The sequence below is a fragment of the Buchnera aphidicola (Ceratovacuna keduensis) genome (genome assembly GCF_039372665.1).
GTDB lineage: Bacteria > Pseudomonadota > Gammaproteobacteria > Enterobacterales > Enterobacteriaceae > Buchnera_G > Buchnera_G aphidicola_D.
Map to the genome: position 1 here is coordinate 139,062 of NZ_CP134994.1, position 24,085 is coordinate 163,146.

General features: G+C 17.5%; 18 protein-coding genes and 1 other RNA gene. 10 read left to right on the plus strand and 9 right to left on the minus strand.

All coding sequences use genetic code 11. The annotated features are described in order from the left end of the window. Positions 1–2,142: a phosphate acetyltransferase gene (gene pta, locus RJK19_RS00650; protein ID WP_343184154.1), complete on the plus strand. Its 2,142-nt coding sequence runs from the start codon at positions 1–3 to the stop codon at positions 2,140–2,142. A gap of 236 nt (positions 2,143–2,378) precedes the next feature. Here the strand turns inward: pta and gyrA are convergent, their stop codons facing one another. After that, positions 2,379–4,916, minus strand: coding sequence for a DNA gyrase subunit A (gene gyrA, locus RJK19_RS00655; RefSeq protein ID WP_343184155.1), 2,538 nt, complete (start codon positions 4,914–4,916; stop codon positions 2,379–2,381). 245 nt (positions 4,917–5,161) lie between these two features. Here gyrA and RJK19_RS00660 point away from each other — a divergent pair, with 245 nt between their 5' ends. Beyond that, entirely contained in the window at positions 5,162–5,905 is a 744-nt protein-coding gene (locus tag RJK19_RS00660; protein WP_343184156.1) for a DUF2076 domain-containing protein, read from the plus strand. 74 nt (positions 5,906–5,979) lie between these two features. Here RJK19_RS00660 and RJK19_RS00665 read toward each other — a convergent pair whose 3' ends face one another. Further along, positions 5,980–6,573: a peroxiredoxin gene (locus RJK19_RS00665; RefSeq protein ID WP_343184157.1), complete on the minus strand. Its 594-nt coding sequence runs from the start codon at positions 6,571–6,573 to the stop codon at positions 5,980–5,982. Positions 6,574–6,665: 92 nt separating this feature from the next. On the opposite strand from RJK19_RS00665, the gene ung reads away from it, so the two are divergent. Continuing rightward, positions 6,666–7,328, plus strand: coding sequence for a uracil-DNA glycosylase (ung, locus tag RJK19_RS00670; RefSeq protein ID WP_343184158.1), 663 nt, complete (start codon positions 6,666–6,668; stop codon positions 7,326–7,328). Between the two features lie 22 nt (positions 7,329–7,350). Here the strand turns inward: ung and RJK19_RS00675 are convergent, their stop codons facing one another. After that, a complete protein-coding gene (locus RJK19_RS00675) occupies positions 7,351–7,758 on the minus strand; it encodes a hypothetical protein (protein WP_343184159.1) in 408 nt (135 codons plus the stop codon). Between the two features lie 56 nt (positions 7,759–7,814). Then, positions 7,815–8,177, minus strand: a transfer-messenger RNA (tmRNA) gene (gene ssrA, locus RJK19_RS00680). Between the two features lie 140 nt (positions 8,178–8,317). Here ssrA and grxD point away from each other — a divergent pair. Continuing rightward, the gene (gene grxD / locus RJK19_RS00685) at positions 8,318–8,626 is read left to right on the plus strand and encodes a Grx4 family monothiol glutaredoxin (RefSeq protein WP_343184160.1); all 309 of its coding nucleotides are present in this window, start codon (positions 8,318–8,320) and stop codon (positions 8,624–8,626) included. A 107-nt stretch (positions 8,627–8,733) separates the two neighbouring features. On the opposite strand, the gene rnt is transcribed toward grxD, so the two are convergent. Next, the gene (rnt, locus tag RJK19_RS00690; RefSeq protein ID WP_428994311.1) at positions 8,734–9,375 is read right to left on the minus strand and encodes a ribonuclease T; all 642 of its coding nucleotides are present in this window, start codon (positions 9,373–9,375) and stop codon (positions 8,734–8,736) included. A gap of 126 nt (positions 9,376–9,501) precedes the next feature. On the opposite strand from rnt, the gene RJK19_RS00695 reads away from it, so the two are divergent. From RJK19_RS00695 to ychF, 3 genes are all read left to right on the plus strand, one after another. Further along, entirely contained in the window at positions 9,502–10,137 is a 636-nt protein-coding gene (locus tag RJK19_RS00695; RefSeq protein WP_343184161.1) for a superoxide dismutase, read from the plus strand. Positions 10,138–10,206: 69 nt separating this feature from the next. Next, a complete protein-coding gene (gene pth / locus RJK19_RS00700) occupies positions 10,207–10,734 on the plus strand; it encodes an aminoacyl-tRNA hydrolase (RefSeq protein ID WP_343184162.1) in 528 nt (175 codons plus the stop codon). An 81-nt stretch (positions 10,735–10,815) separates the two neighbouring features. Continuing rightward, positions 10,816–11,910 (plus strand): redox-regulated ATPase YchF, encoded by a 1,095-nt coding sequence (ychF, locus tag RJK19_RS00705; RefSeq protein WP_343184163.1) that lies wholly within the window; start codon positions 10,816–10,818, stop codon positions 11,908–11,910. Between the two features lie 66 nt (positions 11,911–11,976). Here ychF and thrC read toward each other — a convergent pair whose 3' ends face one another. From thrC to dksA, 4 genes are all read right to left on the minus strand, one after another. After that, complete coding sequence (gene thrC, locus RJK19_RS00710) at positions 11,977–13,272, minus strand: threonine synthase (protein ID WP_343184164.1); 1,296 nt, start codon at positions 13,270–13,272, stop codon at positions 11,977–11,979. Between the two features lie 7 nt (positions 13,273–13,279). Next, positions 13,280–14,209 (minus strand): homoserine kinase, encoded by a 930-nt coding sequence (gene thrB / locus RJK19_RS00715; protein WP_343184165.1) that lies wholly within the window; start codon positions 14,207–14,209, stop codon positions 13,280–13,282. 17 nt (positions 14,210–14,226) lie between these two features. Continuing rightward, positions 14,227–16,677, minus strand: a complete 2,451-nt coding sequence (gene thrA, locus RJK19_RS00720; RefSeq protein ID WP_343184166.1) for a bifunctional aspartate kinase/homoserine dehydrogenase I — start codon at positions 16,675–16,677, stop codon at positions 14,227–14,229. 222 nt (positions 16,678–16,899) lie between these two features. Then, positions 16,900–17,352, minus strand: a complete 453-nt coding sequence (gene dksA / locus RJK19_RS00725; protein WP_343184167.1) for an RNA polymerase-binding protein DksA — start codon at positions 17,350–17,352, stop codon at positions 16,900–16,902. Between the two features lie 168 nt (positions 17,353–17,520). On the opposite strand from dksA, the gene truA reads away from it, so the two are divergent. The 3 genes from truA (at position 17,521) to aceE (ending at position 24,075) form a co-directional block, all read left to right on the plus strand. Continuing rightward, positions 17,521–18,309, plus strand: a complete 789-nt coding sequence (gene truA, locus RJK19_RS00730) for a tRNA pseudouridine(38-40) synthase TruA (RefSeq protein WP_343184168.1) — start codon at positions 17,521–17,523, stop codon at positions 18,307–18,309. A gap of 172 nt (positions 18,310–18,481) precedes the next feature. Further along, the gene (secA, locus tag RJK19_RS00735; RefSeq protein WP_343184169.1) at positions 18,482–21,088 is read left to right on the plus strand and encodes a preprotein translocase subunit SecA; all 2,607 of its coding nucleotides are present in this window, start codon (positions 18,482–18,484) and stop codon (positions 21,086–21,088) included. Positions 21,089–21,408: 320 nt separating this feature from the next. Further along, complete coding sequence (gene aceE / locus RJK19_RS00740; protein WP_343184170.1) at positions 21,409–24,075, plus strand: pyruvate dehydrogenase (acetyl-transferring), homodimeric type; 2,667 nt, start codon at positions 21,409–21,411, stop codon at positions 24,073–24,075. Positions 24,076–24,085: the final 10 nt, after the last annotated feature.

Consider the following 24,085-nt stretch of genomic DNA (forward strand, 5'->3'; position numbering starts at 1 on the left):
TTGAAAATTATAGGTGTTTTTGTGTTTAGTTCAATAATGTTAATTCCAATAGGAAAAAATATAAATTTAATTTCAATATCATTAAGTTTAATAAATTTAATTAAGAGTTATAATTTTAATATAGTTTTTTTTAAATTAATTTTTGAAAAGTCAAAAAATAATTTTTTAGATGAAACTACTAAATTCATTTTTAGAAAAAAAATGTCTAATTTTATAAATCCTGTTTTTATAGATAATGTTATTTCTTTAGAAAATAAAAAAACTTATGATTTTTTTTTAGAAAAAACTATTAAAAAATATTATTCTATAAAAGGTTCAAAAAAAATAGTATTAATAGAAGGAATTAATACAAAATATAATAATTATATAGAAAGAAAATTTAATATAGATTTTTCAAAAAGTATAAATTCTAAGATTATATTTATTAATAATTATAATAAATTTTTTGACATAAATAGTTTAAAAATTATGAAAAATATTTTTTTTAAAAATTTTTCTTATTATAAAAATATAGTATTAGGATTTATAGTTCATAAATATAAAAAAACAAAGTTCATAAAAAATTGTTTTAGTATGCAATTATATCAATGTAATAAAAATGAAAAAAATAAAATATTTTTTGAAAAAATATTGAAAAAGTATAAATTTAAAAAAATATTAAATTTATTACATACAATAATTTGGAATTTAAAAATTAATAAAGTGTGTGTTTCTTATATTTCTAAAATATTAAGATCTAAATATATATATAATAAAAAAACTTTTAAAAAAAAAGTAAAATTTTTTATTTTTGATAATATAGATATAAAAAATTATAAAAATTTTTATAAATATTATTTTTTAATAATAGACACTAATAATAAAAAAAATTTAAAAAATTTTTTATATATTTTGAATAAAAATTATAAAATAGGCGCTATTTTATTAATAATAAATAATTTTAATATAAGAAATTTTATAAAGATATTTTTAAAATCTTATAAAAATAAAATACCAGTATTTTTTACAAAAAAAAATATATTTTGTTTATATAATATATTAAATAATTTTTCTAAAAATATATTTAAAAAATATAATAAAAAAATAAATGTTTTAAAAGAAAATATATTTTTAAATAATTATAATAATTTTATTAAAAATATTTTTTTAGAAAACAAAAAAAATTTTTTTACTTCACATTATTTTAAATATTATTTAAAGAAAGAATCAAAAAAACTTAATAATATTATAATATTTCCTGAAGGTTATGAAATTAGAATATTAAAAGCTGTTTCTTTTTGTTCAAAAGAAAAAATTTCTAGATGTATTTTATTAGGAAATAAAAAAAAAATAATTTATATATCAAAAATTAATAATATTTTTTTAGATAAAAATATAAAAATTGTAGATCCTAAAAATATTAGAAATAATTATATAAAATTATTTATAAGAAGTAGATTACCAAAAGTTTTAGATAAAGAATCTGCTAAAGAACTTTTAAAAGATAATTGTGTTTTAGCAACTTTGATGTTAAAAAATAATGAAGCTAATTGTTTAATTTCTGGTTCTATAAATACTACAGCAAATACTATAAGACCTGCTTTACAAATTATAAAAACTAAGAATTCTTCTTCTATAATTTCTTCATTTTTTTTTATGTTAATTAAAGATAAAGTTTTAATTTATGCAGATTGTGCTATTAATATTAATCCAAATGCAATGCAATTAGCAGAAATAGCTATAGAGACATCAAAATCTGCTATTAATTTTGGTATTTTGCCAAAAGTTGCTATGATTTCATATTCTACAAAAAGTTCTGGTTTTGGACCATCTGTAGATAAAGTAAGAGAAGCAACATTAATAGTAAAAAAAAAATGTCCAAATTTATTAATAGATGGTCCTGTTCAATATGATGTTGCATCTAGTAAAAAAATATCAAAATTAAAAAATTATTTTACTAATATTGCAGGAGAAGCTAATATATTTATTTTTCCAGATTTAAACTCAGGAAATGCTATTTATAAAGCTGTTCAAAATATAACTAATTCTATTTCAATAGGTCCAATTTTACAAGGTATAAACAAACCTGTAAATGACTTATCTAGAGGTTCTACTGTTGAGGACATAATATATACTTCTGCTGTTACTTCTATACAATGTTAAAATTTTTATTTTTTAAAATTTTTATAGAAATAAGAAAAATTTTATAAATCTTATTTCTATAAAAATATTTAATTTTATTTTTTGACAAAACAATTTTTTAAAAGTTTATAATATATAAAAATTAAAAAACAAAATTACATTGATATAAATAATTTTTTTAATAAAAAATTTTTATATATTTTATATAAAAAATATATTTTTTTTACTATGTTTTAATTTAAAAATATATAAATATTTTATTTAGAAAATGGAATTGTAACTTTTTGCAAAGCTACTACTTTTTCTTTTTTATTAGTTCTTATTAAAATTACTCCTTGTGTGTTTCTACTTAATATTCCAATTTCTGAAACTCTAGTTCTCACTAAAATTCCTGAATTAGTAATTATAATTATTTCATTTTTTTTTATAACTTGTATAGAAGCTATGACAACTCCATTTTTTTTGGTTATTTTTATAGAAATTATTCCTCTAGTGGCTCTAGATTTTATAGGAAATTCTGATATTTTTGTTCTTTTTCCATATCCATTTTTAGTAACTGTTAAAATTTCTCCATTTTTTTTTGGTATTATTAATGATACTACTTTATCGTTTTTATTTATTTTTATTCCTTTTACACCTGTAGCTGTTCTACCCATTTTTCTAACATAATTTTCTGAAAAATGTACTACTTTTCCTTGTGATGTAAAAAGCATTACAGTATCGTTACCATTAGTTAAAGATACTCCAATTAATTCATCTCCTTTATTTAAATTTATTGCTATTATTCCTGAATTTCTTTGTTTTTTAAATTTAGTTAAAGATGTTTTTTTTACTATTCCTCTTGATGTAGCCATAAAAATATTAGTATTTTCACTATATTCTGAAACTGGTAAAATTGCTGTAATTCTTTCATTTATTTTTAAAGGAAGTAAATTTATAATAGGTTTTCCTCTAGTATTTCTATTAGAACTTGGAAGTTGATATACTTTTATCCAGTATATTATTCCTCTACTAGAAAAACATAATATTGTGTTATGAGTGTTAGTTACTAATAAACATTCTATAAAGTCTTTTTCTTTTATTTTTGCAGCAAGTTTTCCTCTACCACCTCTTTTTTGTGCATTATAATCTGATAGTGGTTGATATTTTACATATCCTAAATTTGATAAAGTTACAACTACATCTTTTTTTGTTATTATATCTTCTATATTTATTTTTGAAATTCTATTTTTTATTTTTGTTCTTCTATTATCTCCGAACCTATTTTTTATTTCTTTTAATTCATTTTTTACAACTTCAGTTAATTTTTTTTTATAATTTATTATATTAGTAAGTTTTTTTATATTTTTTAATATTTTTTTATATTCTAAATATATTTTTTTACTTTCTAAATTAGTTATATTATGTAATTTTAAATCTAATATTGCTTTTGATTGTTTTTTTGTTAAATTATATTTTTTATTTAACATATTTTTACTATTTTTTTTATACTTATAAAGTATTTTATTTTTTTTTAAAAATATTTTATAAAAATTATTTTTTTTAATTTTCCATTTTTTATTTAATAAATTTTTTTTTGCATGTGATATATTTTTAGATTTTTTTATTATTTTTAATATGTTATCTATATTATTTATTGCAATTTCAAATCCTTCTAATAAATTAGATCTTTCACAATTTTTTTTTAATTCAAATATACTTCTTCTTATAATTATTTCTTTTCTATGATATAAAAAAGCTTTTAAAATTTTTTTTAAAGATAAAATTTTTGGTTTTCCATTATACAATGCAACCATGTTTATACCAAAAGAAATTTGTAATTTGCTTAGAAGATATAATTTATTTAATATTATTTCTGCAATGGAATCTTTTTTAACTTCTATTATTATTCTCATTCCTTCTTTATCTGATTCATCTCTTAATGTACTTATTCCTTCTATTTTTTTTTCTTTTACTAATTCTGAAATTTTTTCTATTAATTTAGATTTATTTACTTGATATGGTATTTCTTTAATTATTATTGTTTCTCTTTTAGTTTTCTTATTTCTTTTTATAAAACTTTTTGCTCTAATGTATATTTTTCCTTTTCCTGTTTCGTATGCTTTTTTTATTCCTTCAGAACCATATATTATACCACGAGTAGGAAAATCAGGACCTGGTATTGATTTCATTAATTTTTTTAAAGAAATTTTTTTATTTTTTAAATATTTTAAACATCCATTTATTACTTCTTTAATATTATGAGGAGGTATATTAGTTGCCATTCCTACTGCAATTCCTGATGAACCATTTATAAGAATATTTGGTATTTTTGTTGGTAAGATTTCCGGTATTTTTTCTGTATCATCATAATTAGAAACAAATTTTACAGTATTTTTATTTAAATCATTCATAAATTCATGTGAAATTTTTGACATTTTTATTTCTGTATATCTCATAGCTGCTGCGGAGTCTCCATCTATAGATCCAAAATTTCCTTGACCTTTTATTAACATATATCTTAAAGAAAATGGTTGAGCCATTCTTACTATAGCTTCATAAACAGCAGAATCTCCATGAGGGTGATATTTACCTATAACATCTCCTACTATTCTAGCTGATTTTTTATATGGTTTATTATAATAATTTTTTAATATGTTCATTGCAAATAGTATTCTTCTATGTACAGGTTTTAATCCATCTCTAACATCAGGAAGAGCTCTACCTATTATTACAGACATAGCATAATCTAAATATGAATTTTTAAGTTCTTTTTCTATATAAACTTTTTCTACATTTTTTAAAACATTTTCCATATTTTTTCTCTTTTTATATAATTTTTATATATGATAAAAATATAATATGATTTTTATTTATTTAATTAAATATTAATAATAATTATTTATTATATTTGTATTTTTGTATAAAATATTTAGTTAATATAATTGTATCTTTTTAAATATTTTTATCAATAAAGTTATTTATAATTTTATTATTATATTTATATTTTTAATTTTATGTTTTAAATTTTAATTTTTTAACAAAAAGTTGGTAAAATATTATGAATTCTGAAGAGAGAACTCTTATCAAAAATTTATTTAAAAAAATAGATAATATAGAAAAAAAATTTTCAAAAAAAGATAATGAGGCTAATGATTTAATTTTAAATTTGATAAAAAAAAATCCTAATTCTCATTATTATATGGTTCAATCTTTGTTAGTACAAGACGAAGTAATATTAAGATTAAATAATAATATTATTGATTTAAAAAATAAAATTGAAGAATTAAAAAGTTTTAAAAAAAAAACTAAAAGAAGTTTTTTATCAAATTTTTTTAATTTTAATAAAAACGATAGTATAGATAAAAAAAATGTTAATGATAAGTCTGAATATATAAGTAATAAAAATAATAATTCAAATAATGACGTTAATTATAAAGAAAGTTGTTTTTCAGGACATCAGAATAATGGTAGTTTTTTAGGTAATGCATTACAAACTGCAGCAGGTGTTGCTGGTGGTATAGCTTTTGGTAATTTATTAACTAGTTTATTTCATTCTAATAGATATGATCAACCTATAATAAATGATATTCATAATACAAATTTTTTTAATTTAGAAGAAAATTCTAAAAACAGTTTAGAAAATAATAGTATAAATGAAGAAGATCATTTATTAGAAAATTCTGATATTTCTAAATTTAATAATGTAGATAAAAATAACTTTGAAAAAAATAATTTTGATGTTACAAACAATGATTCAATAGAAGAATCTGAAGAAAATTTTATAGAAAATGATTTTATTTAATTTTGTTTTGTAAAATTAAAATTAATTAAAAATGGTTAAACCAGCAAATATTTTTATGCTGGTTTTATTTTTTATTATTTTTTCTTTTTTAAATATTTTTTTAAACCTTCTATAGATGGTTTTATTCCTATTTTTTTATTATTCCAATTTGATGGACATACTTCACCATATTTTTCATGAAATTTTATTGCATCTATCATTCTTATAACTTCTTTTATATTTCTACCATAAGGTAAATCATTTATAATTTCATGTCTTATTATTCTATTAGAATCTATTAAGAATGTTGCTCTTAAAGAAACTCCAATTTTTGGATGTTCAACTTCATATAATTTTTGTATTTCTTTTTTTATATCAGAAACTATTGTATATTTTAATTCTCCAATTCCTCCATTTTTTATAGAAATTTTTTTCCATGTATAATGTGAATAAATAGAATCACAGGATACACCTATTATTTTAGTGTTTCTTTTTTTAAATTCTTCATATAAATTATTAAATTCTAATATTTCTGTTGGGCATACAAATGTAAAATCCATAGGCCAAAAGAATAAAACAGACATTTTATTTTTTACATATTTTTTAAAATTAAAATTTTCTATTATTTTATTATTTTTTAATATAGCAGAAGCTAAAAATGTAGGTGCTTTTTTTGTAACTAATGTCATATTTTTCCTATAATTTTGTATTGATTAATTATCATAAAAATTATTATTATTAATTATAATAATATATTTTAAATAAAAAAAAAATTTTAAATATGAAAAAAATTATAACATGGAAAAATATTTTAGATAAAAAAAAAAAAAAATATTTATATGAAATATTAAATTTTATAAGATTAGAAAGATTAAATAAAGTTATATATCCTTCTGACAAAAATATATTTTCTGCATTTAAATATACTAGTTTCAAAAATATAAAAATAGTTATGTTAGGACAAGATCCTTATTATAAAAATGGTCAAGCAAATGGATTATCTTTTTCAGTAAATTATGGAATAAAAATACCTCCTTCATTAAATAATATATTTAAAGAACTAAAAAGTAGTATAAAATATTTTAATATTCCTAAACATGGAAATTTATTAAAATGGGCTAATCAAGGTATTTTATTATTAAATACTATTTTAACAGTTGAAGAAAATAAACCAAATTCTCATAAAGACATTGGTTGGACACATTTTACTGATACTATAATAGAAAAAATAAGTTTTTATAAAAAAAATGTAATTTTTTTGTTATTAGGTAAAAATGCTCAAAAAAAAATTGATTTAATAAATTTTAAAAAACATTTTATATTAATTTCATCTCATCCATCTCCATATTCATCAAATAATGGTTTTTTAGGATGTAATCATTTTCTTAAAATAAATAGTATTTTATCTTATATTAAAAAAGATAAAATAGATTGGAATTTATAAAAAATAATATTTTATTTTTAAATTAAATAATTTTGTTTTTTTTTATTATTTTTTTTTTTATGTTTAAAATAGATTTTAATATTAAAGGTATTCCATTAATAATAGGATTGTTTTCAATTTTTTTTTCTTTTATTTTTTTATTTATTTTTTTTATATTTTTAATTATTTTAGTAATTTTTTTAATAAATAATTTAATATTTTCTATTTTTATATTTTTTATTTTTTTTTTATTTTCTTTTTCCATATTTTCTATATTAGCTATTTCTCTAAGATACATATCATTTTTAGTTTTTTTTAAAAATATTATTTTTTTAAGATTTTTTTTTATTTTTAAATTAATTTTTTTATTTTTTTCTATATATATTTTTATTTTTTCTTTATTTTTTATTTTTTCTTTTATATTTTTATTTTTTTTTATTTCTTTTTTCATAGTTTTTATATTATTTTAAATATTTTTTAACAAAAATGTTTAAAATATTAATGTTATATTGGAGCTGGCGGGATTCGAACCCGCGTCCAAATAACGTTTTATAATATAGGTATTACATGTTTATTCTATTTTTTTATTTAAATTTTTGAATAAATAGACATATTACAAAAATTATAGTTCATATAAAATATTTTTAATAAAAAAAATGAACATTTTTTATTAATATCTCTTTTTTGTGACCTTTTGTAATCTAATTTAAAGAGAATAAATTAGATAAAAGGGCTTTATTAGTTTTTAAGCCGCTAAAGCGTATTTTGTTCTTTTTGCAAGTATTTTTTTTGGTTTTTTTACAAGATTTTTCCTATTCTTGACATGAACCTAAAATTTTAAAGTTATTTGTCAAATCCTAAAACAGCCCCATGATAAAATTATTATATTTTTATTATTGCAAAAAAAAATATTTATGTCTATATCTTATTTTTAATTTTTTATATATAATTATCAAAAAAAATATTATTGATATTATAATAATTTTTATTATAAAAATAATTAAACAAAAATGAATACATTAGAAGAAATAAAAGAACAAATAAAAAATAATTCTATATTATTATATATGAAAGGAAATTTAAATTATCCAAGATGTGGTTTTTCTGATCAAGCATCTAAAATAATATTAAAATATACTAAAAAATGTAAATATATAGATGTTTTAAAACATTCTAACATTAGAAGAGAATTGCCTAAATTTTCAAATTGGCCTACTTTTCCTCAGTTGTGGGTACATGGAAAGTTAATTGGCGGTTGTAGTATTATAATAAAAATGTCTGAAACAGGTGAATTAAAAAAAATTTTGGAAAAAATATAATAACATAATAATTTTTATTATTATAAATAATAAAAATTTTTAAATTATTTTTTGAAGATATAACATTAAATTTTATATTTTAAAATTTATTGTTATATCTATTATTTTTATTTATTTTTTTTTATAGGCCAACCTCCTAATTTTTTCCATTTATTTACTATTTTACAAAATAAATTAGCTGTTTTTAATGCATCGTATAATGCAGAATGTGCTTTTTTGTTATCAAAATATATTCCTATTTTTTTGCAAGCTTTCGAAAGCACTGTTTGACCAATAGCTAGACCACTTAAAGTTGCTGTATCAAAAGTTACAAATGTATGAAATGGATTTTTTTTAATACTATTTCTTTTTATTGCAGACATAAAAAAATTTAAATCAAATATTGAATTATGTGCAACTATTATTCCTTTTTTGCATTTTTCTAATTTTATTTTTTTTTTAACTTCTTTCAAAATATTTATTAAAGCATTTTTTTCACTTATAGCACCTCTTAATGGATTAAATGGATCTATTTTATTAAATTTTATTGAAGTTTCATTTAATACGGATCCTATAAAAGGTTTTATATGATAATGAAATGTTTTTTCTTTTTTTAACCATCCTGATTCATCCATTTTTAAAGTTATTGCTGCAATTTCTAATAAAGCATCTGTATTATAATTAAATCCTGCTGTTTCTATGTCTATTACTACTGGATAGAAACTTCTAAATCTTTTATTTAATAAATATTTTATTTTTTTTGGTTCCATTTTAATTATCTTTTTTATTTTATTTATTTTTATTTTATATTAAATAAAAATATTTATTAAAAAATTGTTTATATTTTATCATTTTTATTTATAATAAAAATATATTATTTTTTTTTAGGATTTTTTATGTTTAAATTACCTATTTTAAATTATTCATATAAAGAATTTGAACCATATATAGATGAAGAAACAATGTTTATACATTATAATAAACATCATAGAAATTATTTGGAAAATTTAAATAATATTATTAAAAATAATAATATTTCTTATAGTTCTTTAGAATATTTAGTAAGTTCTATTAATAAATTAGATATAGAAGATATAAACAAATTTAAAAATAATGTTGGTGGTCATTATAATCATTTATTGTTTTGGGAAAATATAAAAGTAGGAACTGAAATAAATATTAAATTTAAAAAAATTATAGAAAAAAATTTTATAAATTTTAATAATTTTAAGATAAAATTTGAAAATATTGCATCTTCTCATTTTGGTTCTGGATGGGTATGGTTAATAATTAAAAAAAATAATTTATTAGAAATAGTTTCTACTAATAATCAAGACAATCCTTTAATGGGAAATTTTGTTTCTAATGTGTTTGGTTTTCCAATTATTGGATTAGATTTATGGGAACATTCTTATTATTTAAAATATAAAAATGATCGTATGAGTTATATAAAGAATTTTTGGAAAATTTTAAATTGGGATATAGTATTTAAAAGATACAAAAAATTTATTAAAAATGATTTAATTTTATAAATTTTAAAAATATTTGTTTTTATTTTTAAAAATTTTTAATAAGGAATTTTATTTTTGCAAAATGTAAAAATGATAGTTGGATTATCTAATCCTTTAAAAAAATATTATAATACTAGACATAATGTTGGATCATGGTTTATTAGACATTTATCAAAAAAATTTAAAATTAATTTAAATATTAAAAAAAAATTTTATGGATATGTTGGTTTATGGAAATATTTTAATAGTTTTATTTATTTATTAATACCAAATATATATATGAATTTAAATGGAATTTCAGTTTATTCTATTTCTTCTTTTTATAAAATAAAAAGTAATAATATATTAATAGTACAAGATGATTTAAACACATCTATTGGAAAAACAAAATTTATAATTTCTTACAATAGTTATGGTCATAATGGAATTAAAAATATAATAAGTAAGTTCAAAAAAAATACTTTATTTAAAAGAATTTGTATTGGAATAGGAAGACCTTGTGAAAATAATATTAGTTTGTCATCTTATGTATTATCTAGTCCTTCTAAAGAAGAAAAAAAATCTATTATAACATCTATAAATGATTCTACATATATTATAGAAAAATTTATAAAATAATAAATTTTAATAATAGATATAAACGTATTTTAATAAATTTTATTATTTTTTTATAATTTTAAAACTAGAGAAATATTAATTATGTCATTAAAATGTGGTATAGTTGGATTACCTAATGTTGGAAAATCTATGTTTTTTAATGTATTAACTAAATTAAATGTACCTTCAAAAAATTTTCCATTTTGTACTATATCTCCTAATATAGGTATTTCTATTGTTGAAGATGAAAGAATAGAAAATATTTTAAAAATTATAAAAGCAAAAAATGTTGTAAAAACTTTTATAAAATTTGTAGATATAGCTGGATTAGTTAAAAATTCTTATTTAGGAGATGGATTAGGAAACAAATTTTTATCACATATAAAAAATGTTGATTCTATATTGCATGTAGTAAGATTTTTTAAAAAAAAAGAAATTATACATGTAAATAATAAAATAGATCCTATATATGATGTAAATTTAGTAAATATAGAATTAGTATTATCTGATTATTCAGAATGTAAAAAATATATAAAATATTATGAAAAAAAAAAAAATGAGAAAAATATTGATACAAATAATTATTTTTTAGAAATTTTAAATATATTAAAAATTTGTTTAAAAAAATTAAAAAAAAATATTAATATAAGAGATATAAAATTTAATAATAAACAAAAAAATATTTTAAAAATTTTTAATTTTATAACTAATAAACCAGTTTTATATATAGCTAATATAGATATAAAAGATTTTATTTATTTAAAAATAAAAAATAAAATTTTATTTGAAATAAAAAAATTTCCTTACAAAATTTTTCCAATTTGTATAAATTTTTATAATTTAAAATTTAGTGAAATAAATATAAAATATAATATTTTATTAGATTTTTTTTTAAAAGATATAAATAATATAATTTATTTTACATATAATTTATTAAATTTACAAACTTTTTTTACTGTAGGTATAAAAGAAATAAGATCTTGGACAATAAAAAAAGGTTCTACAGCTATTGAAGCAGCTAATATTATTCATACAGATTTTAAAAAAGGTTTTATAAGAGCAGAAGTAATTTCTTACAAAGATTTTATTTTATATAAAGGAACAAAATTAGCAAGAAAACATGGAAAATATAGATTAGAAAGTAAAAATTATATATTGTCTGATGGTGATATTGTTAATTTTTTATTTAATGTTTAAAATATTTTATGTTTTTAAAAGTTTCCTATCAAGTTTATATATTCCTTGTAGGAAACTTTAAAATTTTTATATTAAAAATTTTTTTAATAAAGAAAATTTAGGATCTATAGAAAACGAAAAAGATTTAATATTTTTTTGTTTTTTAACATTTTTAGATAATTTTATTTTTACTGGAATAATTTTTTCTATTGTACTTTTGAATTTTAAAGGATGAGCTGTTCCTAAAAATAATCCATATTCTCCATTTTTTATTTCTTTTTTTAAAACGTTATATGCTACTGCTGCATGTGGTTCAGAAATATATTTTAATTTATATAATTTTTTTATACTTTTTTTAGTTTGTTTTTCAGATACTTTTCCAAATTTTAAATATTTTGGATCTTTTATGTTCCATTTATTTTGATTAAATAATTCTATTATTCTATCCCAATTGTTAGGAACACTTATGTCCATTGCATTTGAAATAGTAGAAATAGTTTTTTTTGGTTTCCATTTGTTATATTTTAAAAATCTAGGAACTGTATCATTAGAATTTGTAGAAGCTATAAAATTTTTTATTGGAAGACCTATTGATTTAGCTATTAATCCTGCTGTTATATTACCAAAATTTCCACATGGAACTGATATTATTAAATTTTTTCTATTTTTTTTTTCTAAAAGAGAAAATGCTTCAAAGTAATAACAAATTTGTGCTAATAATCTACTTATATTTATAGAATTTCCTGAATTTAATCCTATATTTTTTTTTAATTTTTTATCATTAAATGCTTTTTTAACTAGTTTTTGACATTCATCAAAACTTCCATTTACAGATATAGTTTTTATATTTTTTCCAAGTGTACAAAACATTTTTTCTTGTATTTTACTAATTTTTCCTTTTGGATATAGTATTACTACATTAATATTTTTCATTTTATAAAAAGCATTTGCTACAGCTGCTCCTGTATCTCCTGAAGTAGCTGTTAGAATAGTAACTTTATTTTTATTTTTTTTTTTTAAAAAATATATTATTTGTGACATGAATCTTGCGCCAAAATCTTTAAAAGCTAATGTTGGTCCATGAAATAATTCTAAACAAGAAATATTTTTTTCTATTTTTTTTATTTTAGGAAAAGTTATTCCAAATGATTTTTTTATTATTTTTTTTAATATTTTTTTTGGTATTTCTTTTCCTATAAAAGAATTTAATATTTTATAACTTTTTTCAAAAAAATTCATTTTTAATATTTTTTTTATTTCTTTTTTTTTAAAATATGGTAATTTTTTTGGAAAAAATAAACCTTGTTTTTCACATAATCCAAGTTTAACTGCTTCTAAAAATTTTACTTTTTTAGAAATATTTTTTAAACTATATAATTTCATATTATTTTTACCTAATTATTATTGTTCCTTTATTATTTACTTTACATATTTTTACAAATCCTTTATCATTTTTTAAATAATTTTTTTTTAACCATGTTGATATTTTTTTAGCTTTATACATATTATTACATATAGAAAAGACTGTGGGGCCAGATCCAGATATTCCAAATCCAATTGCACCTATTTTTTTTATATTTTTTTTAATTTCTAAAAATTTTGGAATATATTTCATTCTATATGGTTCAGCTATTAAATCTTTTATAAATTTTGTAGCTAATTTTTGTTGATAAGAATATGAAGAATGAATGAATCCAGATAAATTTCTGCTATGTTCTATACAAGTTTTTAATTTATATTTTTTTGGAAGTATTTTTCTAGCTTGCAATGTAGATGTTTTTGTTCCAGGCCATGCTACTATCCATATCCAATTTTTAAAAAATGGAATTGATTGACTTATTACATTTTTTTTATTTAATATTATTTGCAATCCTCCTAAAAAACATGGAGCTACATTATCATAATGTACATTTCCTGATATTTTTCCTTCTAATTTTCCCATAAGTTTTAAAAGTTCTATTTTTGATAATGGATTTTTGCAAAATTCATTCATTGCTACTAAACTAGCAGAAATTGAACATGCACTAGATCCTAAACCTGAACCTATAGGCATGTTTTTTTCTAATGTTATTAATACCGATATATTTTTTTTTATTTTTTTACAAAAATATTTCCAACATTTCCATATAATATTTTCATTATTTTTTTTAGGTAATTTTTTTGAAAATTTTCCAATATTTTTTATATCAAATTTTTTATATTTTTTTATTTCTATAGTATCTCCAAAATTTGATTTATCTATTGGAGAAATTGCTAATCCTAATGTATCAAATCCTACACTTATGTTTCCTATAGTAGCTGGTGAATAAATTTTTATCATTATTATTTTCCATTTTATTATGATGCTATTCGTAATAAATCTGAAAATACTCCAGCTGAAGTAACTTTATTTCCAGCACCATATCCTCTAATTATTAGTGGTGTTGGGCTATAATATTTACTATAAAATATAAAAGCATTCTCACCATTTTTTATATTATATAAAGGATCTGATTTTTTTATACTTTCTATTTTTACTTTACATTTTCCATTTTTTGATATTGATCCAACTAGTCTTAAAACTCTTTTTTTGTTTTTTGCTTTTATAACTTTTTTATTATAAAAATTTTTTAAACTATTTAACTTAGAAAATATATTTTCTTTTTTAATATTTTTTATATTAATTTTTTTTGGTAATATTTTTTCTATTTTTATATCTTTTAATTCTAGATTATAACCTGTTTCTCTTGATATTATTAATAATTTTCTTGCTACATCTATTCCTGATAAATCATCTATTGGATTTGGTTCTGTAAAACCTAATTTTTTTGCTTGTTTTACTGCTTCTACTATAGAACAATTTTCTTCTAATTTTCCAAAAATATATGATAATGATCCTGATAAAATTCCTCTAAATTTTATAATTTTATCTCCTGTAGAAATCAAATTTTTTATATTTTCTATTATTGGTAATCCAGCTCCTACGTTAGTTTCATATAAAAACTTTTTTCTATATTTTTTTAAATAATTTCTAATTTTTAAATAATAATTTGTTTTATAAGTATTTGCTTTTTTATTAGAAGATATTATATTTAAACCATTTTTTATAAAATAAACATATTTTTTAGATATTTTTTTACTTGAAGTACAATCTATTATTACAGGATTTATCAAATTATTTTTTTTTATTTTTTTTATAAATTTTATTATATTTATTTTTTTATTTTTTTTATTTATTAATTTTTTATATTGTTCTTTTTTTATATTTTTTTTTCTTATTATATAATTTTTTGAATTTGCTATTCCTAATATTTTTATTTTTATTTTTTTTTTTTTTAATTTATTTCTTTGATTGTAAATTTGATTTAATAAACTTTTTCCAACACCTCCTATTCCTATTAAAAATATTTCTGTTATTTTTTTATAATTAAAAATTTCATTATGTATAGATTTAATAGTTTTTTTTAAAAATAAATTTTTTATTATTATTGATATAGAGTTTTTAGAATTTTCTAAAATTATTGAAATTATTTTTACATTAATTTTTTTTATGGAATTAATTATTTTACTTAATATTTCTATTTTTGAATTTATATTTTTTCCTATAATAGATATTATAGATAAATTTTTTTTTATTTTTATTTTATATTTTTTTTTACTATTAAAATAATTTTTTAGTACATTTTTTATTTTTTTTTTTTCTTTATTATTTTCATTAATAGATTTTAATATTGTAATTTTTTTTTCATTTATTATTTTAGTATTAAAAATTTTATATTGATTTTCTTCTTTTAATGATTTTAATATTTTTTCTAATATGATGTTATTTACATTTTTTTTAAAAATTATTTTTAATATAGAAAATTTTTTTAAATAAGTTATACTTTTTACTGAAATTTTTGATGTATTTTTTTTACATTTTTTTTTAATAGTTGTTCCTATAAAATTTGGAAAATATGAATTTTTTATTATACATGGTATGTTTTTTTTATATAAAGGATTTATTGTTTCAGGATGAATTATTTTAGCACCGCATTTTGAAAGTTCTATTGCTTCTTCATATGAAATTTTTTTTATATTTTTTGCATTTTTTATAATTTTAGGATCTGCTGTATAAATTCCATTTACATCCTTCCAAATCTCACAACATTTTGCATCTAAACAGTTTGACAATATTGAAGCAGAATAATCTGATCCATTTCTTCCTAATAATGTTATTTCTTTTTTTTTATTTCCAGATATAAATCCAGGAACAAGTATAATATTTTCTTCATATTTTTTTATGCATTCTAGTTTTTTTTTAGTTTTTTTTATATTTATTTTAGCATTTAAATAATTGTTATTAGATATAATTTTATAAGATGGATTTATTATTTTAGAATTAATGTTTCTACTATTTAGAATATAATTCATTATTTCTACTGAAATTATTTCTCCTTTACTTATTATTATAGCTTTTTCTTTTTTATTTATGTTTTTTATATATTTTTGTTTATTTAAAATTTTATTTATTTCTTCTATATGATTATTTATTTTTTTTTTTATTTTTTTTAATTTAAATTTTTTTTCTATTATTGAAATATTTTTTATTATTTTTATGATTTTTTTTTTTATTTTTTTAAAAGTACTGTTATTTTTATTAATTATATAATCTTTTATAGAATTAATTAAGTAATCAGTAATTTTATATGGTGCTGATAAAACTACACAAATTTTTTCTTTTTTACTTTTTTTTTTTAATATTTTTGAAACATTAATAAATTTTTTTGCATTGGATAAAGAAGATCCACCAAATTTTAGTACTTTCACAATTTTGTTTTTCCTATATTTTATAATTATATTAATTATATATTTTTTTTATATTATTATAAAAATAATATTATAAAATTTTATTATAGTGATATTTTAAATATTTTTTTTAAAAATATATTTTTTAAATTTTAACAATATATATTATTAAAATTTTTCTATTTTTATTATAATAATTTTAATATTATATATTTTTGTAAAAAATTGTATTAAAAATTTTTATTATTTTATAATTTGTTTTTCTCTAATTTCTGATAATGTTTTACAATCTATACATAAGTTTGCAGTGGGTCTAGCTTCTAATCTTTTTATTCCAATTTTTATATCACATGATGAACAATATCCAAAATCATTTAATTCAATTTTTTTTAATGTATTATTTATTTTTTTTATTATTTTAATATTTCTAGCATTATTTTGTAATTTTAAGTTAAATTCTTCTTCTTGAACTGCTCTATCTATTGGATCTGGAAAATTTATTTGTTCTTTTGATATATTTTTTTTTTCATAATTTATTTTTTTTTCTATTTGATTTTTCCAAGCTTCTAATATTTTTTTAAAGTGATTTATTTGTTTTTTATTCATATATTTTTCATTTTTTTTATTTTTATATGGTTTTACTTTAGCTATTGATAATATGCTTAAAGAAGAAATTTTTTTTTTCTTAAATTTCATTTGTTAAATCCTAAATAAATATTTTATATTAAAAAATTATTATAGTAATTTTTAATATAAAATATTTTTTACAAAAATTGTATATAAATATATACAAAAAATTATTAATAAAAATATAATACTTATATATTAATATTTTTCAACTTTTATTTTAGGTAAATTTATATTATGAGAATTGCATTAGGAATAGAATATAAAGGAACAAGATATCATGGATGGCAAAATCAAAAAAATTTAAAAACTATTCAAAAAATTTTAGAAAAATCTTTATCAATAATAGCTAATGAAAAAATAACAGTATATTGCGCTGGTAGAACAGATGCTAAAGTTCATAGTACTGGTCAAGTAGTACATTTTGATACTAGATCAGTAAGAAAAGAAATATCTTGGATTTTAGGAACTAATTTTTATTTACCTAAAGATATATCTGTTATATGGGCTAAAATCGTTCCATATAATTTTCATGCTAGATATAGCGCAATATATAGACATTATAGATATATAATAAATAATAGTAATTATAAATCTGTATTTTTTATAAATAATTTTTATAATTTTAAAAAAAAAAAATTAGATGAAGAAAAAATGAATGAATCCGTTAAATGTTTAATAGGAAATCATGATTTTTCTTCTTTTAGATCTAAAAATTGTCAATCTAAAGTATCAGTTAGATATGTATTCAATACTAAAGTATATAGAATAAAATCTTTTGTAATATTTGATATAATAGCAAATTCTTTTTTATATAATATGGTTAGAAATATAGCTAGTGCTATTATAAAAGTTGGATCCAAAGAAAAAAAAATATTTTGGATACAAAAATTATTAATTACTAAAAAAAAAAATTTTTTGTATGGATCATTAGATCCATCTGGATTGTATTTAATTTATGTAAAATATCCTAGATTTTTTAAATTTCCAAAATTTGTTTCAAAAAATATTTTAAATATTTTTTGAAATATATTTATTTTAATATAATTTTTTATTTTTTTTATAAAAATAAAAAATTTTATATTTTTTTAAAAAAAATTATATAATTTTATTATATAAATTTTAAAATATTATAATGCAAAAAAAATATTTGTGTTATTTATTTAAAATAATATTTTTTGTTTTGAGAATTTTAATTATGTTAATAAAATTTTTTAAAAATTTATTTAAGAATAATAATGAAAAAATTTTAGAAGAAGTAAATATTATATTAAATTTAATAAATGATATGGAAAAAAAATTTTCTAAGTTTAGTGATAAAAAATTGAGAGAAAATACTAATAAATATAGAAATAAGATTTTCAATAAAAATACTTTAAATAGTATATTACCTGAAGCTTATTCTACAGTAAGAGAAGCTAGCAAAAGAGTTTTAGGTATGAGACATTTTGATGTACAAATTATTGGAGGAATAGTTTTAAATAATAGATGTATTGCAGAGATGAAAACTGGTGAAGGAAAAACTTTAACATCTACTCTTCCTATATATTTAAATTCATTATCAGGAAATGGCGTTCATGTAGTTACTATGAATGATTATTTAGCAAATAGAGATTATAATCAAAATAAAAAATTATTTGAATTTTTAGGAGTTAGTTCTAGTTTAAATTTACAAGGAATGAGCATTAAAATGAAAAAAAATGCTTATTCATCTGATATAACATATGGAACAAACAATGAATTTTGTTTTGATTATTTAAGAGATAATATGATTTTTTGTAATAGTAATAGAGTGCAAAAAAAATTAAATTATGCAATTATAGATGAAGTAGATTCTATTTTAATAGATGAAGCTAGAACTCCTTTAGTAATATCTGGATTTTCATATTCTAATAAAAATTTATATAATAAGATAAACAATTTAGTATATAATTTTATATTAAAAAAAGAAAAATATAATAAAAATGATTGTAAAAATGATAATTTTTATATAGATAAAAAAAGAAAACAAATTTATTTAACTGAAAATGGATTTTTAAATATAGAAAATATTTTTGTTAAAAATAATGTTTTAAATAAAAATTCTTCTTTATATTGTTCTGAAAATATTATGTTTTTTCAATATATAATAAATTCTTTAAAAGCTCATAAACTATTTTTTAAAAATATAGATTATATAGTTAAAGATAATAAAATATTAATAGTAGATGAACATACAGGAAGAATTTCTAATAATAGAAGATGGTCTGATGGATTACACCAAGCTATAGAAGCAAAAGAAAAAATTAAAATTAATGATGAAAGTTATACTTTAGCTTCTATAACTTTTCAAAATTATTTTCGTTTATATAAAAAACTTTCTGGAATGTCAGGAACAGCAGAAACTGAATCTGAAGAATTTAAATCTATATATAATTTAAATACTGTTGTTATACCTACTAATAAACCTATTTGTAGAAAAGATTTTAATGATTTAATTTATATGACAGAAAAAGAAAAAATTAAATCTATTATAAAAGACATAAAAAATTGTATAAAAAATAAACAACCTGTTTTAGTTGGTACATCTTCTATAGAAAAATCAGAACTTATATCAAACAAATTAAATAAATTAAAAATAAAACATAATATTTTAAATGCTAAATTTCATAGTAAGGAAGCAGAAATAATTAAAAATGCAGGAATGTTAAGTTCTGTTACAATAGCTACTAATATGGCTGGAAGAGGTACAGATATAATGTTAGGTGGAAGTTTTAATTATTTCTTAAAAAAAAATAAAAAAAAATATAAATTTTTTAGTAAAAAAAAAATTTTTAGTATTTGGGAAAACAATAAAAATGTTGTTTTATCTTTAGGAGGTTTACATATAATAGGTGCTGAAAGACATGAATCTAGAAGAATAGATAATCAACTTATAGGAAGGTCTGGAAGACAAGGAGATGTAGGATCTTCAAGATTTTATGTGTCTATGGAAGATTCTTTAATTAAAATTTTTGTTTCTAATAAAATAATTAATATTATAAAAAAACTTGGAATTAAAAATAATGAACCAATAAATAATATTTTTATAAATAAAGCTATATATAATTCTCAAAAAAAATTAGAAAATTATAATTATGAAATTAGAGCTAAATTGTTAGAATATGATGATATTGTAAATGAACAAAGATTAATATTTTATTATAAAAGGAATAAAATATTAAAAAGTAAAAATATAACAAAAATAATTTTTAAAATTTCTATAGAAGTTTTTAATTCATTGGTAAATTTTTATTTTAAAGAAAAAAACAAAAATTTTTGTGAAAATATAAAAATATTAAAAAGATATTTAAAAAAAGTTTTTAATATATTATTTTTAAAAAAAAATATATTTATAGAAAAAAATATGTTTTATAATAATATTATTATTAAAAATATTTTTAAAATTTTTAAAAAAAATTATTTAAAAAAAAAAATAAATTTTAGTGAAAAAGAATTTAATAAATTTGAAAAAATAATAGTATTAAAAGTATTAGATAAATTTTGGAGAGAACATTTATATGATTTAGAACATTTACGAAGTAGTATTCATTTAAGAGGATATGCAGATAAAGATCCAAAACAAGAATATAAAAAAGAATCTTTTTTGATGTTTATGAAAATGATTAGTTCTATAAAAAATGAAATTATATCTATGATGAGTTTTTTTTCTTCTAAAAAATATTCTTTTGATTTTTTTATATTAAAAATGAATGATTTTTATAATAAAAAATTATTTTTAGAAACTTCATTTCAAGAATTTATTAAAAATAAAAATTTTTATTAAATATAAAAAATATTTTTATTTTTATTTTATATATTATTATATATTTTTAAAATTTTTAAAAATAATTATTTTAATTAAAATATATATATTTAAAATTTTTATTATTTTTAAATAAATTATATTATATATTTTTTTAAAATAAAATGTATTAAAATTTATATAAAATATTTTTTTATATAATAATATATATTTAACAAAAATTTTATTTAATATAAAAAATTTATAAAAATATTATATTTATTATATTTATAATTATTTTAAAATTATATAATTAATTTTTTTTAAAATATAAAAATTATAAATAAAGTTAGGATTTTTTTATGTCAAAAAATTGTAAAAATAGTATTGATAAATTAGAATTAGATGAATGGATTTTATCTATAAAATCTTTTGTAAAAAGAAGAGGTTTTTTAAAATCTAAATTTTTATTAAAAAAGATTTTTAATACTTTTTTAAATCTTGGAATAAAACATAACAATAAAAGTTTTTTTTTAACAAATTATTTAAATTCTATATCTAAATATGATGAAAAAAAATATCCTGGAAATTTAAAAATTGAAAAAAAAATTAGATCAGCAATGAGATGGAATGCTATTGTTATGGTTGTTAAATCATATAAGAAAAAATTAGAATTGGGAGGACATATTTCATCTTTTCAATCTTCTGCTAATATATATGATGTATTTTTTAATCATTTTTTTAAAGCTAATAATAAAAAATTTTCTGGAGATATGATATATTTTCAAGGTCATATTTCTCCAGGAATATATTCTAGAGCTTTTTTAGAAGATAGAATTACAGAAGAACAGATGAACAATTTTAGACAAGAAGTTAACAATAATGGATTGTCTTCATATCCTCATCCTAAATTAATGCCAAACTTTTGGCAATTTCCTACAGTATCTATGGGTTTAACTTCATCTTTTGCTATATATCAAGCTAAATTTTTAAAATATATAAATAATAGAAAAATAAAAGATACAAGTTCTCAAAAGGTATATGCTTTTTTAGGAGATGGAGAAATGGATGAACCTGAATCTAAAGGATTAATTAATATAGCATCTAGAGAAAAATTAGATAATTTAATATTTATAATAAATTGTAATTTACAGAGATTAGATGGACCTGTATATGGAAATGGTAAAATTATAAATGAATTAGAATCTTTTTTTTTAGGATCTGGATGGAAAGTAATAAAAGTTATTTGGGGTAGTGATTGGGATAAATTATTAGAAAAAGATAGTTCTAACAAATTAATTAAGTTGATGAATGAAACTTTAGATGGAGATTATCAAAATTTTAGATCTAAAAATGGTTATTTTATAAGAAAATTTTTTTTTGGAAAATATGTAGAAACAGAAAAATTAGTAAAAAATATGACAGATGATGAAATTTTTAATTTGAGAAGAGGTGGTCATGATTCTATAAAAATTTTTAATGCTATTTATAAAGCAAATTTAACTAAAAATAAACCTGTTGTTATTTTATTTCATACAATTAAAGGATATGGATTAGGCTCAATAGGAGAAAGTAAAAATATATCTCATCAAATAAAAAATGTTGATTTAAAAACTTTTATAAAAATAAGAGATAAGCTTTCATTATCTATAGATGATAATGAAATTAAAAATTTACCTTATATAAAATTTAAAAAAGGTTCTGAAGAATATAATTATATTCATGAAAAAAGAAAAAAATTAGGAGGATATGTACCTTTTAGATTAAAAAATTTTACCGAAAAATTTGTTTTACCAAATATTTTAGATTTTAAATCATTGTTTATTAAACAAAAAAAAAAAGTTTCTACAACTATTTCTTTTTTAAAAATTTTAAATATTTTGTTACAAAACAAATTTATAAAAGATAGAATTGTTCCAATTGTTGCTGATGAAGCTAGAACTTTTGGAATGGAAAGTTTATTTAGAAAAATAGGTATATATAATTCTTTAGGTCAAAAATATAATTCTCAAGATAAAAATGAATTTTTATATTATAAAGAAGATAAAAAAGGTCAAATTTTACAAGAAGGTATAAACGAATTGGGAGCAGGATCTTCTTGGTTAGCTGCTGCAACTTCTTATAGTAATAATAATTTACCTATGATTCCATTTTATATATATTATTCTATTTTTGGATTTCAAAGAATTGGTGATTTATTTTGGGCTGCTGGTGATCAACAAGCAAGAGGTTTTTTAATAGGAGCTGTTTCAGGAAGAACTACATTAAATGGAGAGGGTCTTCAACATGGAGATGGTCATAGTCATATTCAATCTTTAACAATACCTAATTGTATATCTTTTGATCCTGCATATTCTTATGAGCTGGCTACAATTATTAATAATGGAATTAGTAGAATGTATGGATCTAAACAAGAAAATATTTATTATTATATAACTGTTACTAATGAAAAATATAATATGCCTAAAATGCCTAAAAATTCTGAATACGGAATTTGTAAAGGAATTTATAAATTAAAAAGATATAAAGGAAATTTAGGAAATGTTCAATTGTTAGGTTCAGGATCGATATTAAACAAAGTATGTATTGCAGGAAAAATTTTATATAAAGAATATAATATATCTTCTGATATTTATAGTGTTACTTCTTTTACTGAATTAGCGAGAGATGGTCAGGATTGTGATAGATGGAATATGTTAAATTTAAATAGTTCAAAAAAGAAAAGATCATATGTTTCAAAAATTATGAATGATAGTCCAGCTATTGCTTCTACAGATTATATGAAATTATTTGCAGAGCAAATAAGAAAATATATTCCATCTAAAAAATATATTGTTTTAGGTACAGATGGATTTGCTAAATCTGATAGTAGAAAAAATTTAAGACATTATTTTGAAATTGATGAATTTTATATAGTTATATCTGCATTAATAGAATTATATGAAATTAATGTAATAAACAAAAATGTTGTTTTAGATGCAATTAAAAAATTTAAAATTAATCCAAATAAAATTAATCCGCGTTTATAATAAGAGGTTT